Origin of the sequence: Baekduia sp. (assembly GCF_035318805.1) — a bacterium.
GTDB lineage: Bacteria > Actinomycetota > Thermoleophilia > Solirubrobacterales > Solirubrobacteraceae > Baekduia.
The window spans coordinates 53,418-66,851 of sequence record NZ_DATHDY010000031.1; the positions used below are offsets into that span (position 1 = coordinate 53,418).

Genomic DNA, 13,434 nt, shown 5'->3' on the forward strand with positions numbered 1-13,434 from the left:
CCCTACGCCGTCGCCGGCGCGTGCTCGCGCTGGGCGGCGGCGATGATCTCGCGCAGGCGGGCCTCGTCGCCGGCGCGGATCAGCCGGATCGGGTCCGGGTCGCCGTTGACGATGGACTCGAAGAAGTCCTTGCGGTCCTGGTAGGTCGGAAGCGTGCCCTTCGCCCAGCCGCGGACGTCGTTGAGCATGACCGCCAGGCGCGCGTAGTCCTCGCCGAACTGGGCGCTGATCTCGCGCTTCATGCGCTTGGCCAGCGCGGGCGAGGCGCCGGCCGTCGAGATCGCGATGGCCAGCGGGCCGGTGCGCACGATCGCCGGGAGGATGAAGTTGCACAGCGGCGGGACGTCGACGATGTTGACGAGCATCGCGCGACGCTCGGCGTCCTCGTAGATCGCGATGTTGGTGTCTGTGTCGTCGGTGCAGGCGATGACCATGAAGATGCCCTCGAGGTCCTGCGGCCCGGCGTACGTGCGCCGCTCCCAGCGGATCGACCCCTCGGCGGCCAGCGCCGCGAGCTCGGGGCCGACCTCGGGCGCGATGACCGTGACGTCACCGTCGCAGGCCAGCAGGCCCTCGGTCTTCTCGAGGCCGAGCGCTCCGCCGCCGATGACCAGGCAGCGCCGGCCGCGCAGCTTCAGGCAGGCGATGTAGAACGGCGTGTCCAGCATGTCCCGCACGCAGGTCTGATCGCAGACCCCGCGCTTGAACTGGCACACGCACTCCTTTCCCTCATAAGCGGCGGCAGGCATCTCTGACAGGGTAGACGGCCGTACACGGTGCGAGAGATCACAGGACTCATGTCACGCACGAGCTACTTCACCGATGATTCGCTGCTGCGCCGCGTCCACCGCGAGAAGGTCGCCGCGCTCTCCGGGCCGCGCGCGCTGCTGATGATGGGCGCCCACCCCGTGGCGTTCGAGGGGTTCTTCATGGCGACCGGATCGCTCGACGATCCGTACGACCGCCTGCGCCGCACCGCCGAGGTCATGGACGCGATCGCGTGGGGCCCGAAGGCCGACGCCGACCGCATGACCGCGCGCGTGCGCGCCATGCACGCCCGCGCCCGCGGCACCCTGCCGCGCGCCGCCGGCCCGTTCCCGGCCGGCACGCCGTGGGCCGCCGACGACCCCGCGTTGCTGCTGTGGATCGTCGCGTGCCTGGTCGACTCGGCGGTGCTCGTCCACGAGCGCTACGTCGAGCGCCTCACGCCGTCCGAGCGCGACGCCTACTGGGCCGACTACCGCGTGGTCGGCCGCCTGTTCGGTCTGGCCGACGCCGACATGCCCCAGACGTGGGCCGACTTCCAGGCCTACATGTCGGACATGCTGGGCTCGGGCGATCTCGTCGTCACGCCGACCGCGCGCCAGGTCGGCATCGAGGTCGTCCTGCGCCCGCCGGTGCCGCTGAAGGTCCGGCCGCTGGTCGAGCTGGCCAACTTCGTCACCGTCGGCCTGCTGCCCGGCGCCATCCGCCGTGGCTACGGCTTCTCGTGGGATCCCGCGCGCGCCCTGGCGGTCCGCGGCGGCGCCGAGTACGTCAAGCGCGTGCTGGTGCCGCTGCTGCCCGGGCGGCTGCGCTACGTGGCGTCGGCGGGCAGCTCAGCCGCGGCCTGAGCACCTGGGGCGCTCCTACGAGCCGTCGGCGGGCAGGTCCGCCGCGGCCTGATGCGCCTGGGGCGCGCCTATGTGCCGTCGGCGGGCAGCTCCGCCGCGGCCTGAGCGCCCGGCGCCCACTGCATCAGCAGCAGCGCCCGCGTGCCGGCGCGCGCCTCGTAGATGTGCGGCTCGTCGGCGGCGAACGTCGCGTAGTCGCCGCCGGCCAGCCCGACCTCGCGCCCGAGCGGCCCGACCTTCAGGCCGCCGCGCGTGATGAACACGTGCTCGCGCGTGCCGGGCCCGTGGCCGCCCGCGTTGCGCGTCGAGCGCTTCGGCCACTGCGCCTCGTAGACCTCGACCGTCCCGCCCGGCGTGAACCGCGCGATCAGGCGCAGGTCGTTGGCCGTGCCCGGAATCGCGGTGCCCTCGTCGTTGCGCACGACGGTCACGGGCTCGGGGTCGGCGGCGGTGATGAGGTCGCCCATCGGGACCTCCAGGGCGGCGGCGACCGCCGAGAGCGTCTCGAGCGTCGGGTTGCCCCGGCCGCTCTCCAGCGCCGACAGCGTCGCCTTGGCCACCCCGGACGCGCGGGCGAGGTCCGACAGCGAGCGGCCGTCGAGCGTCCGCAGGCGCCGCAGGTTGGTCCCCACGACCTTGACAATCTCGTTCGGCATAGCGAACGTGCATGCTAATGGAACGAACGACGTACGTGGACGGCGCCCGGCGTGCTTGGCCGCTGGCGATCGCCGTCGGGGGGTTCGGCCTGACCTACGGCGTCCTGGCCCGGCAGGCCGGGTTCGATCCGCTGCAGACCATCATCTTCTCGCTCACGACGTTCGCCGGGTCGGCGCAGTTCGCGGCCGTGTCGATCATCGGCGACGGCGGCACGGCCGTCGCCGCCATCACCGCGGCGCTCCTGCTCAACGCCCGCTACCTCCCGATCGGGCTCTCGGTGGCGCCGTGGCTGCGCGGCCGTCCGCTGGCGCGTGCCGCGCAGGGCCAGGTGGTCATCGACGAGTCGTGGGCGGTCAGCCACCTGGGCGGCGGCCGCTACGACCCGCGGCTGCTGGTCGGCGCCGGGCTGACGATCTACGCCGCCTGGGTCCTGGCCTCGGTCGTGGGCGTGCTGGCCGGCGAGGTCCTGGGCGATCCCGAGACGCTCGGCCTCGACGCCGCGTTCCCCGCGCTGTTCCTCGCCCTCCTCGCCGGCCAGGTGCGCGAACGCGGGCTGCTGCTCGCCGCGCTGGCCGGCGGGGTGGTCGCGCTGGCGATGGTCCCCGTCGTGCCGCCGGGCGTGCCCATCGTCGCGGCCTCCGTGGTCTGCCTCGCGGGCCTGCGCCGCCCGCGGGTCCGCGACGCGGTGCCGGCGTGAGCACCGCGTGGATCGTCGTCCTCGGCGCGAGTGCCGGGACGCTGCTGCTGAAGGGCCTGGCGCCCGCGGCGCTGGGTGGGCGCGAGCTGCCGCCGCGCCTGACCGGGGTCATGGCGCTGCTGGGCCCGGCGCTGCTGGCGGCGCTCATCGTCACCAACACCTTCGCCTCGGGCCGCGACGTCGTCGTCGACCCGCGCGCGGCCGGGCTGGCAGCCGCACTGGTCGCCGTCGCGCTGCGCGCACCGGTCCTCGTGGTGATCCTCGTGGCGGCCGTGACGGCCGGCGGGCTGCGGGCGATCACGTAGGAGACTGTGTCGCTATCGCGACTGGGTGGTCCATACCGGCGGCGGGCGTGTGTCGCTTTTCTGGGGCAAAGCGATGCACTTTGCGGTGCGCTGCCCAGGCAGCCCGCCGCCGTCCCCTACGTTTGCCCTCCTGAGTCCGGACGGCGGGAGGCGTCGACCGGGAGCCGCGCCCATCAGCGGGTGGCGGACGCGCGCAGGGTGCGTCCGCCACCCCGACTCTTCACTCCTCCAGAGTCGTGCGGGCGTCCTCAGCGCCGGCGCAGGGCGCGCACGGTCCGCGCTGCCACCCTCAGCGCCGGCCGTGCGCCCTCGCGCAGCCCGCGCTCGCGATCGGCGTCGCGCGTCGAGCGCAGCTGGGCGACCGCGCGCCCGGTCCGCACCAGCGCGGCGTCGTAGGGAAACCACCAGAACGCGCGGCCCAGCGGCGGATCCCAGGTGACGACCTTGGGCTCGGCGCAGGTGCGCAGCGCGATCGCGCCACGGGCGCGCCCGATGCCCGATCCCCGCACGCCGCCCCACGGCAGCTGCGGAGCGCCACGGGCCACGAGGTGGTCGTTCATCCACACCATCCCGACGCGCAGCTCCCGCGCGATGCGCTGGCCTTTGAAGCGATCAGCGGTCCACACCGAGGCGCCAAGCCCGAGCGGGCTGTCGTTGACGGCGGCGATCGCATCCTCCTCGCGGTCGACGACCGTCACCGCCACAACCGGTCCCGGCACCTCCTCGCGCGCCAGCCGCGCGCCCGCCGGCACGCCGGTCAGCACCGCGGGCGCGCAGAACGCGCCGGGCAGGCCGGGGACGCTCACCGGTCCGCCGCAGTGGAGCACCGCGCCCTGGGCGACGGCCTCGTCGAGCAGCTCGGTCACCCGCCCGAGGCGCTCGCCGCCGACCAGCGGGCCGACGTCGGTGTCGGGGTCCGCCGGATCGCCGACGCGCAGACCGCGGGTGCGGGCCAGCAGGTCCTCCAGGAACCGGTCGGCGACCGCGCGCAGCACGTAGACCCGCTCGATCGATCCGCCGGACTGCCCGGCGTTGGCGAACGCGCCCCACGCGATGCCCTCGACGGCGCGCGCCACGTTGGCGTCGCCGCACACGATCGCGGCGTCCTGGCCGCCCAGCTCGGCGACCGCGCGCTTGACGTCGCGCGCGCACGCCTCGAGCACCTTGGCGCCGGCCCGTGCCGAGCCGGTGAAGCGCACCTGGGCGACGGCCGCCTCCACCAGCGCGGCGCCCGTCCCGGCATGGCCGTGCAGCACGTGCAGCAGGCCCTCGGGCAGCCCGGCGCGGGCGAAGACGCGGCCGATCCGGTCGCCCGCCAGCGCGGCGTGCGGCGACGGCTTGAGCACGACGCCGTTGCCGGCCATCAGCGCGACCGCGACGTCGCCCAGCGGCGTGGCGAACGGCTCGGCCGCGGGACCGAGGACTGCGACGACGCCGAGCGGCTCGTAGGTCCAGCGCGCGCGGGTCAGCGGATGCAGCACGCGCGAGAGCCCGGCGCGCTCGCCCGCGAGGATCCGCGGTCCCGCCTCGGCGAGCCACTGCAGCGTCTCGATCGCCGGGACCAGCTCGCCCAGCTCGACCTCGGCGCGCGGGCGGCCCTGCTCGCGGCAGATCAGGTCGGCCAGCTCGCCGGCCTCGTCGATCACGGCCTGCGCGGCGCGAGCCATGTACCGGGCGCGGTCCTCCAGGCGCAGCTGCGCCCACAGCCGCTGCACGGCGCGGGCCTCGTCGACCGCGGCGTGCACGGCCTGCGCATCGGCGATCGGCACCGTGCCGAGCTCCCCGCCCGTCGCGGGGGCCACCGAGCGCAGGGTCGGCGCGTCGTCGGGCGCACTGCTCGGAGCGTCGGCCACGCTCCGATCCTCTCAGCTGGAGCCGTCGGTCTCCGGTGCGTCGGGCGGCCGGCGCTCCCAGGCGCGGTCGACCTCGGTCCCGCGCCGGTGCGCGCTGTAGGTCCGCAGGTCGCCCAGCTCCTGCGGGAGGAAGCGCACGTGCGGCGAGCCGGGCGGCAGGCGGCTGGCGTGCTCGTAGCCCTCGCCGGCGCCCTCGGCGCGCGAGACGTCGTCGGTCGCGTTGCGCAGCGGCAGCGGCACCGGGTAGGCCGGGCTCTCGGCCACGATCCGCCGGGCGTCGGCGAGACCCTGGTAGGACGCCCAGCTCTTGGGGGAGGTCGCCAGGTAGCACGCGACCTCGGCCAGCACGAGCCAGCACTCGGGCGGCCCGAGGTTCATGGTGGCCTCGAAGCCGGCGTTGGCGACGGCCAGCGCGCCGGGCGCCGCCATCCCGACCTCCTCGGCCGCGCTGATGAGCAGCCGCCGGGCGATGAAGCGCGGCTCCTCGCCGGTCGCCTCCATGCGCGCCAGCCAGTACAGCGCGGCGTCGGGGTCCGAGCCGCGGATGCTCTTGATCATCGCCGAGGCCAGGTCGTAGTGCTCGACCCGTCCGGGGAACGCCCGGGCGCCGAGCGCCTCCAGCATCAGGTCCTCGGAGATCTCGGCGCCGGCATCCGACAGCGTCGCGGCGTACTCGAGGCCGGTGAGGACCGCGCGCGCGTCGCCGTCGGCGTGCTGCAGCAGGGCGGCGCGGGCGTCGGGGTGCAGCGTCAGCCGGCGGTCGCCGAGGCCGCGCTCGGTGTCGGTCAGCGCGCGGTCGGCGAGCGCGGAGAGGTCGTCGTCGGTGAGGCCCCGGACGAGCTCGACCTTCAGCCGGGAGCGCAGCGCGCGGTTGAGCTCGAAGCCCGGGTTCTCGGTCGTCGCGCCGATGAGGACGACGGTGCCGTTCTCGACGTAGGGCAGCAGCGCGTCCTGCTGGGACTTGCTCCAGCGGCTGATCTCGTCGAGGAACAGCAGCGTGCCCTCGCCCATGCGCCGGCGGTCCTTGGCCCGGGCGATGACCTCGCGGAGGTCCTTGACGCCGTCGGTCACCGCGTTGAGCTGCTCGAAGGCGAGGCTGAAGGCGCGCGCGGCGGCCATGGCGATCGTGGTCTTGCCGGTGCCGGGCGGGCCGTAGAGGACGAACGAGTACGGCCGTCCCTCGGCCACCGAGCGCGCGAGCAGCGCCCGCTCCCCGGTCAGCTGCGGCTGGCCGACGACCTCGTCCAGCGTCAGCGGTCGCATGCGGTCGGCCAGCGGCGCATTGCGCGTGGCGACCACTTCTCCCAGTCCCATCTGCTCGGCCATCGACGCAAGACGGTACGACGTGGCTCTAGCCTGCACCACCATGGCCCTCGAAGAGCGCGCCGTCGCGTTGCTGCAACAGCTCCTGCGTCACCGGACGGTGAACCCGCCCGGCGACGAGCGCGCGCTCCAGGAGGAGCTGGCCGCCGAGCTGCGCGACGCCGGCTTCGAGGTCGAGCTGGTCGGTCGCACGCCGGAGCGCCCGAACCTCGTGGCGCGCCTGCGCGGCGCCGCCGACGGGCCGGTCCTCGGGCTGCTGTCGCACGTCGACACGGTCCTGGCCGACCCCGACGAGTGGCAGCGCGACCCGTGGTCGGGCGACCTCGTCGACGGCGAGGTCTGGGGTCGCGGCGCGCAGGACATGAAGTCGCAGACCGCGGCCGAGGTCGCCGCGGCGCTCGACCTCGCGCAGAGCGGCTGGCGTCCCGCGCACGGCGACCTGCTCGTGATCGTCGTCGTCGACGAGGAGACCGGTGGCGAGGACGGCGCGATCTGGCTCACCGAGAACCACCCGGATCTCGTCCGCTGCGACTTCCTGCTCAACGAGGGCGGCGGCACGGTCATCCCGCACGGCGACGAGCGCCTCTACGGCGTCTGCACCGCCGAGAAGGGCGTCTTCCGCTTCTCGCTGACCACGCGCGGCGCGGCCGGGCACGCCTCGATGCCGAACGTCGCCGACAACGCGCTGCCCAAGCTGGCGCCGCTGCTCACCGCGCTCGCCGAGCGCCGCCCGTCGCTCGACCTCACCGAGGCGCCGATGGCGCTGCTCGACGCGCTGGACCTCGAGGACCTCGACGCGCTGCGCGTCGCCAACCCGGGGCTCGCGGCGTTCGCCGAGCCGATGTCGTCGGTGACGTTCGCGCCGACGATCATCAGCGCCGGGACCAAGATCAACGTGATCCCGAGCGCCGCGACGCTCACCGTCGACTGCCGCGTGCCGCCGGGGCACGGGCGCGCGACGGCGGAGCGCCGGATGGCCGAGGTCCTCGACGGCCTCGGCAACGGCTACGAGGTGACGTGGATCGAGGAGGTCGTGGGCAACGGCTCGCCGACCGAGTCGCCGCTCATGGACGCGCTGCGCCGGTGGGTCGCCGGCGAGGATCCCGGCGCGCGCGTGGTGCCGACCATGCTCCCGGCCTACACCGACTCCCGGGCCTTCCGCGACGCCTTCCCCGAGTGCGTGGCCTACGGCTTCTTCCCCCAACGAGAAATGAACCTGTACGAGATGTGGCCCCTGGTGCACGGCAAGGACGAGCGGATCGCCGCCGCGGACGTGGGCTTCGCCGCCCGCTGCTACCGCGCCGTGGCGCAGGAGCTGCTGGCATGAGCAGCGCCGCGGAGCAGAGCGCCGCACCGGAGCCGCTGCGGCTCGGCGGGATGGCGCTGCGCAACGGGCTGCTGGTGCACGGGCCGACGCACTGGGCGGCCGCGGTGCGCCGCACCGACGGCACGATCGCGGCGACGTCGGGGCGCAAGCCGCGGCTGCGCGGGCCGCTGCAGTCGGTGCCGGGCGCGCGCGGCGTCATCCGCCTCGGCGAGGCGATGGTCGTCATCCCGCTGGTCAAGCGCGCGCTGCCCGAGGCCAAGCTGCCGTGGCAGGACCGGCGCCTGCTCGGCGCGGCCGCGGCGACGAGCCTCGCCACCGCGGTGCTGCGGCGCCGCATGCGCGGCACGGGCGGCGAGGTCGCGCTGGCCGGCCTGTCGCTGCTGCCGTCGCTGATGGCGCTGGGCAGCGGCGACCTCGCGGCCTACCACGGGGTCGAGCACAAGGCGATCTCCGCCTACGAGCGCGGCGGCGCGGACGCCCGCGAGGCGGCCAAGGAGCACGACCGCTGCGGGTCGCACCTGATGGCGCCGATGCTCGCCTCCAACATCGCGGGCACCGCGCTGCTCAAGCGCGCGGTCGACAAGCCGGGCGCGCTGGCGGGCGCCGCGGTGTCGCTGGCGTCGGTGGGCCTGGCGGTCGAGGTCTTCGCCTGGTCGGAGCGCCACGAGTCGTCGATCGGCGCCCGCCTGCTGCGGCGCCCCGGCTACGAGCTGCAGCGCGTGATCGGCACGCGCGAGCCGACCGAGACGCAGCTCGACGTCGGCCGCGCGGCGCTGGCGGAGATCCTGCGCGCCGAGGGCGTGGCGCCGGCGGGCTAGGGGTGCCGTAGGCGGCCAGCGAGGCCGAGGCCACGACGGCCAGCCGTCGCCGCCGGAGGTGGGTCCCCAGTCGCGGTAGCGACACAGTCTCCTAGGCGAGTTGTTCCGCGGCCGGGTGGCTGGGGAGGCATGGGAGAGGAGCAGGTCGGCGGTGCCCAAGGCATCACCGTCGCCCCGGGAGGGCCATGATGCTCGCCGATCTCGACCGGGCCGCCGGGCGCCGCGACCAGGAGCGCTTGGACGTCGAGCCGTTCGAGGCCGTCCAGCCCTACCCCTGCTGCGTCAGCACCGCGTCGACCAGCACGTGCCAGCCGGCGCAGATCTCGTCCAGCGACATGCCGCGGATGTCACGCTGGTAGAGGTACGGCTCCGCCCCGAGCGGCGCCAGCAGCGCGTCGACCAGGTACTCCGTGTTGGGCCGTTCGCCGATCGCCTGGCGCAGCAGCAGCCCGACGTGCGTCCGGTAGAACGCGTAGACCGGATGGGTGTAGCGCGCGCCCGCGCCGAGCATCTCACCGGCCTGGATGTAGATCGAGTGGCCGTCGAGGAAGCGCATGAGGCCGTCGCCGAAGGCGTGCAGGCGCTCGGCGGGCGGGGCGCCCGGGCCGAGCGGCGGCGCGCCGCGGATCAGCGACTCCTGGAACTCCTGCTCGGGCTCGGAGATGAGCGCGCGGATAAGCGACGACCGGTCCCCGAAGCGGCGGTAGAGCGTGCCCTTGCCGACGCCCGCCTCGGCGGCGACGTCGTCCATGGAGAAGCAGTCGATCCCGACCCTCTCGACGAGGCGGGCGGTGGCACCGAGGATCCGCTCGCGATTGCGCCGCGCGTCCGCGCGCTCGCGCTCCGCGGGCGGCGCCGCCGACATCGGGAGGTCGAAGGATGGGGGGACCACATGGAGCACCCTAAACCGCCGCCTGGGAGTCCCGGGCTCCCACACGCTGGGCGAGGACACCCAGGAGATCGTCGAGGGCGGCGCGCAGGTCGGGCTCGACCAGATGGCCGTCGTCGCCGAAGGCGTGCTGGGCCTGGCCGACGGGCAGCTCGCCAGGCAGCACGTCGGCGCCGATGATGCCGAGCGACTTGCGGGTCTCGGCCTGGGCCCACACCGCGCCGAAGAGGCCGGTGGACGCGCCGATGACCGACACGGGCTTGCCGCGCAGGGCGTTGTCGGGGAACGGCCGCGACGCCCAGTCCAGCGCGTTCTTGAGCACGCCGGGGATCGAGCCGTTGAACTCGGGGGTGGAGATCAGGACGCCGTCGGCGTCCGCGATCGCCTCACGCAGCCGGGCGACCGCCGCGGGCGCGGGCTCGACGTCGAGGTCGGCGTCGTACGGGGGCAGGTCCCTCAGGTCGTCGAAGACCTCGAGCCCGGCCCCGGACGGCAGCGACTGCGCTGCCGCCCGGAGGAGGCTCGTGTTGTGGGACCCGCTCCGGAGGGATCCGGAGATCCCGAGGATGCGGATCGCAGACATGGGGCCCTATGCCTGCTTGACGAGCTGCAGGTCGACGACGAGGTTGACGTCCCATGCCACGGCGTCGCCGCCGGTGGGGAGCTCGTTCTGCCAGTTGAGGCCGAACTCGCGGCGGTCGACCTTGGCCGACAGCTCGAACGCGACGCGCTCGTTGCCGTACGGGTCGGCACCGGCGGCGTAGTTGCCGGTGGCGGTCACGGACTTCGTGGTGCCGCGGATCGTGAGCTCGCCGTCGACCTCGGCCGTGCCGTCGTCGTCGGCGCGGATGGCCGTAGAGCGGAACGTGATGGTCGGGGTGACCTCGGCGTCGAAGAAGTCGGCCGCGAGGAGGTGGCCCTTGAAGTTGGGCTCGTCCACGGCGATGGAGGAGACGTCGACCGAACCGGTCAGGACGCCGTCGGCCAGCTGCGCGTCGAGCTTCTCGAACGTGCTGCGGAAGGTCGCAAGACCGTTGTACTTGACGCCGAAGCCGACGGTCGAGTGGACCGGATCGACGGTGTAGGTGTCGGTGGGGATCTGCTGCGCGGTGGTGCTCATGTGAGGCTCCTGGAAGGGAATGTGGACTGGAGTCCGGTTACGTCCCGCACTATAGCGGACCGGAGTCCGCTTTTGTCAAGCCGCGGTCCGGCGCCGATTTCCGTGCCCGGCTTTCAAGGGTTGGCGCGCTCCGGCCGATGGAAGGGAGGTGCCTGCGTCTGCTGCTTCCTCGTCCACGCCCGCATCCGGACGGGGCGACACCACGGGCGCCAACGCGACCAAGGACGTCAGCCAGTACAAGGGCACGACCACCGTGCCCAAGCCCACGGTCACCGAGCGCATCCAGCAGTTCGGCAACGACTGGCAGGGCTTCGCCTCGCTGCTGTTCATCGTGCTGTTCGCCGTCGTCATGTGGCGGACGCTCAAGTCGATGCCCAAGACCAAGCCGGTCGAGATCAGCCCCGCCGCCGGCGTCGAGGTCGTCTGGAGCGACATCGCGGGCGTCGACGAGGCCAAGAAGGAGCTGCAGGAGGTCGTCGACTTCCTCAAGGACCCCAAGAAGTTCCAGCGCCTCGGCGCCTCGGTGCCCGCCGGCGTCCTGCTGCACGGCCCGCCCGGCACCGGCAAGACGCTGCTGGCCAAGGCCGTCGCGCACGAGTCAGGCGCCACGTTCTACGCGCAGTCGGCGTCCTCGTTCGTCGAGATGTTCGCCGGCCTCGGCGCCGCCCGCATCCGCCGCCTCTTCCGCGAGGCGCGCAAGCACGAGCCGGCGATCGTCTTCATCGACGAGCTCGATGCCGTCGGCGCGCGCCGCGGCACCGACAACAACTCCGAGCGCGAGCAGACGCTCAACCAGCTGCTGGTCGAGATGGACGGCTTCGCCACCTCCGGCCGCGTGGTCGTGATGGCCGCGTCCAACCTGCTGGAGAAGCTCGATCCCGCGCTGCTGCGCCCCGGCCGCTTCGACCGCCAGGTCTTCGTCTCGCCGCCCGACGTCGAGGGCCGCAAGCGGATCCTCGGCGTCCACACCGCCAACAAGCCGCTGCGCGCCGACGTCGACCTGCACCTCGTGGCCCAGCAGACCAGCGGCCTCTCGGGCGCCGAGCTGGCCAACCTCTGCAACGAGGCCGCGATCTTCTGCGTCCGCCGCGGCGGCCAGGCCGTCAGCCGCCAGGACTTCGACGCCGCCCTCGAGCGCGTCGTCGCCGGCGTCCAGACCAACACCACGCTCAACGAGCACGAGCGCCGCGTCGTCGCCTACCACGAGGCCGGCCACGCGCTCTGCCGCGAGCTGCTGACCACGACCGAGCGCGTCCACAAGATCTCGATCGTGCCGCGCGGGTCCGCGCTCGGGTTCGTCATGAACCTGCCCGACGAGGACAGCTACCTCAAGACGCGCGACGAGCTCGTCGACCAGATGACCGTCCTGCTCGGCGGTCGCGTCGCCGAGGCGATCGTCTTCGGCGCGGTGACCACCGGCGCCGCGAACGACCTCCAGCGCTTGGCCGACATCACCCACGCGATGGTCCACGAATACGGCATGGGCACTGCGACCGCCAGCGCGCGCGCCGTGACCGACGCCGACATCGTCAGCGACCTCACCCGCCGCATCCGCGACGAGGAGCAGCAGGAGCTCGCCTTCGAAGCGCAGAAGGCGGCCTACGACCTCATCACCAGCCACCGGCCCAAGCTCGAGGAGCTGGCCACCGCGCTGCTGGAGCGCGAGACGCTCGACCGCGGCGAGGTCGACGTGATCATGGCCGGCGTCGAGCCCGTGCGCCGCCGGCCCTACGCCGTCCCCCCGCCGGCCGAGCGCCCGCGCATCGCCGCGGTCGCGCCGCTGCCACACCCCGGCGGCGACGACGACGGCGCGGCCTGAGCCTGGGCCGGAGGGCTCCGGTTCACTATGGTCGCGCGCCATGTTCGCGCGCATCGACCACGTGGGCGTCGCCGTCGAGGACCTCGACGCAGCCATCGCCCTGTACGAGAAGACGTATGAGATGGAGCTCGCCCACCGCGAGACGGTGACCCAGCAGGGGGTCGAAGCCGTCCTGCTCGACGTCGGCGAGAACCACGTCGAGCTGCTCGCGCCGCTGGGTCCCGAGACGCCCGTCGGCCGGTTCCTGGCCAAGAAGGGTCCGGGGATCCACCACGTTGCCTACCAGGTGACCGACATCGACGCGACGCTGACGGCCCTGAAGGCCGCCGGCACGCGCCTGATCGACGAGACGCCGCGCACCGGCATCCGCGGCTCGCGCGTGGCATTCCTGCACCCGGCCGCGAGCGGCGGAGTGCTGACGGAGATCGTCGAGCCCGCGCACTGACGCGCGGTAGGCTCCGCGGCATGGTTCAGCGCATCTCCATCGGCTTCCAGGCCAGCCCCCCGTTGGCGACCCGCGTCAGCGACGAGGAGCTGGCCCGCCTCCGCGACGCCCTCGGCGGCGAGGGCTGGCACGACGTGGACGCCGAGGACGGCTCCATCCGCCTGAACCTCGAGTTCGTGCTCTGGCTGCGCGTCGAGAAGGACGAGGGGCGCGTGGGGTTCGGGATCGGGAGCTAGACGCCGGCCGTCCCCGGGCAGCAATCCCCCCTGCCGCGGGCCACAGAACTCCCCCAGTCCCAGGGGGGACGTCCGGGTACCGTTTGGTCATCAAGGAGACCCGTGCGGGGATCTCCCGGACCGTGGAGGGCTCCGTCGATGACCGAGGACAACTGGGTGTTCGTGGAGCGCTTCGGAGGGCAGATGCGGCGCGTGACCGTGCTCGACGCGACCCTGCACGTCGTCGCGATGCACGAGCGTCCCGATGCGCCGCCGGAGGGCGTGCCCGACGAGTGCGAGCTGCTGCGCGCCGTGTCGCTGGAGCGCCTCGACTGATCAGCGCCTGCGGCGCA

The 13,434-nt window shown here is 73.8% G+C and carries 16 protein-coding genes; 9 read left to right on the forward strand and 7 right to left on the reverse strand.

From position 1 onward, the window contains the following. Positions 1–2: 2 nt before the first annotated feature. Positions 3–749: a bifunctional precorrin-2 dehydrogenase/sirohydrochlorin ferrochelatase gene (locus tag VK501_RS08105; protein ID WP_324336453.1), complete on the reverse strand. Its 747-nt coding sequence runs from the start codon at positions 747–749 to the stop codon at positions 3–5. Between the two features lie 48 nt (positions 750–797). Here VK501_RS08105 and VK501_RS08110 point away from each other — a divergent pair, with 48 nt between their 5' ends. Next, entirely contained in the window at positions 798–1,613 is an 816-nt protein-coding gene (locus VK501_RS08110; RefSeq protein WP_324336455.1) for an oxygenase MpaB family protein, read from the forward strand. 68 nt (positions 1,614–1,681) lie between these two features. On the opposite strand, the gene VK501_RS08115 is transcribed toward VK501_RS08110, so the two are convergent. Further along, positions 1,682–2,269, reverse strand: coding sequence for an XRE family transcriptional regulator (locus VK501_RS08115; protein ID WP_324336457.1), 588 nt, complete (start codon positions 2,267–2,269; stop codon positions 1,682–1,684). Between the two features lie 17 nt (positions 2,270–2,286). Here VK501_RS08115 and VK501_RS08120 point away from each other — a divergent pair, with 17 nt between their 5' ends. Next, positions 2,287–2,967 (forward strand): AzlC family ABC transporter permease, encoded by a 681-nt coding sequence (locus tag VK501_RS08120; RefSeq protein ID WP_324336458.1) that lies wholly within the window; start codon positions 2,287–2,289, stop codon positions 2,965–2,967. Continuing rightward, a complete protein-coding gene (locus tag VK501_RS08125) occupies positions 2,964–3,272 on the forward strand; it encodes an AzlD domain-containing protein (protein WP_324336460.1) in 309 nt (102 codons plus the stop codon). The genes VK501_RS08120 and VK501_RS08125 overlap by 4 nt, the downstream gene beginning before the upstream one ends. A gap of 248 nt (positions 3,273–3,520) precedes the next feature. Here the strand turns inward: VK501_RS08125 and VK501_RS08130 are convergent, their stop codons facing one another. Together VK501_RS08130 and VK501_RS08135 are read right to left on the reverse strand one after the other, a co-directional pair. Further along, positions 3,521–5,125 carry an aldehyde dehydrogenase family protein gene (locus VK501_RS08130; RefSeq protein ID WP_324336462.1) on the reverse strand — a complete coding sequence of 535 codons (1,605 nt, stop codon included), beginning with the start codon at positions 5,123–5,125 and terminating at the stop codon, positions 3,521–3,523. Between the two features lie 12 nt (positions 5,126–5,137). Next, the gene (locus tag VK501_RS08135) at positions 5,138–6,451 is read right to left on the reverse strand and encodes a replication-associated recombination protein A (RefSeq protein ID WP_324336465.1); all 1,314 of its coding nucleotides are present in this window, start codon (positions 6,449–6,451) and stop codon (positions 5,138–5,140) included. A 40-nt stretch (positions 6,452–6,491) separates the two neighbouring features. On the opposite strand from VK501_RS08135, the gene VK501_RS08140 reads away from it, so the two are divergent. Both VK501_RS08140 and VK501_RS08145 read left to right on the forward strand, forming a co-directional pair. Then, positions 6,492–7,775 (forward strand): M20/M25/M40 family metallo-hydrolase, encoded by a 1,284-nt coding sequence (locus tag VK501_RS08140; RefSeq protein ID WP_324336467.1) that lies wholly within the window; start codon positions 6,492–6,494, stop codon positions 7,773–7,775. After that, on the forward strand, positions 7,772–8,593 hold the full coding sequence (locus tag VK501_RS08145; protein ID WP_324336469.1) for a DUF1385 domain-containing protein: 822 nt from the start codon (positions 7,772–7,774) through the stop codon (positions 8,591–8,593). The genes VK501_RS08140 and VK501_RS08145 overlap by 4 nt, the downstream gene beginning before the upstream one ends. A 268-nt stretch (positions 8,594–8,861) precedes the next feature. On the opposite strand, the gene VK501_RS08150 is transcribed toward VK501_RS08145, so the two are convergent. Genes VK501_RS08150 through VK501_RS08160 form a run of 3 tightly spaced genes read right to left on the reverse strand, consistent with a single transcriptional unit; the run spans position 8,862 to position 10,602 of the window. Continuing rightward, a complete protein-coding gene (locus tag VK501_RS08150; protein ID WP_324336471.1) occupies positions 8,862–9,485 on the reverse strand; it encodes a helix-turn-helix domain-containing protein in 624 nt (207 codons plus the stop codon). A 10-nt stretch (positions 9,486–9,495) separates the two neighbouring features. Continuing rightward, a complete protein-coding gene (locus VK501_RS08155) occupies positions 9,496–10,065 on the reverse strand; it encodes an NADPH-dependent FMN reductase (RefSeq protein WP_324336473.1) in 570 nt (189 codons plus the stop codon). 6 nt (positions 10,066–10,071) lie between these two features. Then, the gene (locus tag VK501_RS08160; RefSeq protein ID WP_324336475.1) at positions 10,072–10,602 is read right to left on the reverse strand and encodes a YceI family protein; all 531 of its coding nucleotides are present in this window, start codon (positions 10,600–10,602) and stop codon (positions 10,072–10,074) included. 148 nt (positions 10,603–10,750) lie between these two features. On the opposite strand from VK501_RS08160, the gene VK501_RS08165 reads away from it, so the two are divergent. The 4 genes from VK501_RS08165 to VK501_RS08180 all read left to right on the forward strand — a co-directional run bounded on the left by VK501_RS08165 (position 10,751) and on the right by VK501_RS08180 (position 13,417). Continuing rightward, entirely contained in the window at positions 10,751–12,421 is a 1,671-nt protein-coding gene (locus VK501_RS08165) for an ATP-dependent metallopeptidase FtsH/Yme1/Tma family protein (protein ID WP_324336477.1), read from the forward strand. A gap of 40 nt (positions 12,422–12,461) precedes the next feature. Beyond that, the gene (mce, locus tag VK501_RS08170) at positions 12,462–12,866 is read left to right on the forward strand and encodes a methylmalonyl-CoA epimerase (protein ID WP_324336479.1); all 405 of its coding nucleotides are present in this window, start codon (positions 12,462–12,464) and stop codon (positions 12,864–12,866) included. Positions 12,867–12,886: 20 nt separating this feature from the next. Beyond that, positions 12,887–13,102 carry a hypothetical protein gene (locus VK501_RS08175; protein ID WP_324336481.1) on the forward strand — a complete coding sequence of 72 codons (216 nt, stop codon included), beginning with the start codon at positions 12,887–12,889 and terminating at the stop codon, positions 13,100–13,102. Between the two features lie 138 nt (positions 13,103–13,240). Next, on the forward strand, positions 13,241–13,417 hold the full coding sequence (locus tag VK501_RS08180; RefSeq protein ID WP_324336483.1) for a hypothetical protein: 177 nt from the start codon (positions 13,241–13,243) through the stop codon (positions 13,415–13,417). Positions 13,418–13,434 lie beyond the last annotated feature (17 nt).

Excerpts from the sequence above, each read along its gene's own strand:
- VK501_RS08155 (WP_324336473.1), bottom strand. The coding sequence starts at position 10,065 with ATGTCTGCGATCCGCATCCTCGGGATCTCCGGATCCCTCCGGAGCGGG.
- VK501_RS08135 (WP_324336465.1), bottom strand. The coding sequence starts at position 6,451 with ATGGCCGAGCAGATGGGACTGGGAGAAGTGGTCGCCACGCGCAATGCG.
- mce (WP_324336479.1), top strand. The coding sequence starts at position 12,462 with ATGTTCGCGCGCATCGACCACGTGGGCGTCGCCGTCGAGGACCTCGAC.
- VK501_RS08160 (WP_324336475.1), bottom strand. The coding sequence starts at position 10,602 with ATGAGCACCACCGCGCAGCAGATCCCCACCGACACCTACACCGTCGAT.
- VK501_RS08140 (WP_324336467.1), top strand. The coding sequence starts at position 6,492 with ATGGCCCTCGAAGAGCGCGCCGTCGCGTTGCTGCAACAGCTCCTGCGT.
- VK501_RS08145 (WP_324336469.1), top strand. The coding sequence starts at position 7,772 with ATGAGCAGCGCCGCGGAGCAGAGCGCCGCACCGGAGCCGCTGCGGCTC.
- VK501_RS08105 (WP_324336453.1), bottom strand. The coding sequence starts at position 749 with ATGCCTGCCGCCGCTTATGAGGGAAAGGAGTGCGTGTGCCAGTTCAAG.
- VK501_RS08110 (WP_324336455.1), top strand. The coding sequence starts at position 798 with ATGTCACGCACGAGCTACTTCACCGATGATTCGCTGCTGCGCCGCGTC.
- VK501_RS08115 (WP_324336457.1), bottom strand. The coding sequence starts at position 2,269 with ATGCCGAACGAGATTGTCAAGGTCGTGGGGACCAACCTGCGGCGCCTG.
- VK501_RS08175 (WP_324336481.1), top strand. The coding sequence starts at position 12,887 with ATGGTTCAGCGCATCTCCATCGGCTTCCAGGCCAGCCCCCCGTTGGCG.
- VK501_RS08120 (WP_324336458.1), top strand. The coding sequence starts at position 2,287 with ATGGAACGAACGACGTACGTGGACGGCGCCCGGCGTGCTTGGCCGCTG.
- VK501_RS08180 (WP_324336483.1), top strand. The coding sequence starts at position 13,241 with ATGACCGAGGACAACTGGGTGTTCGTGGAGCGCTTCGGAGGGCAGATG.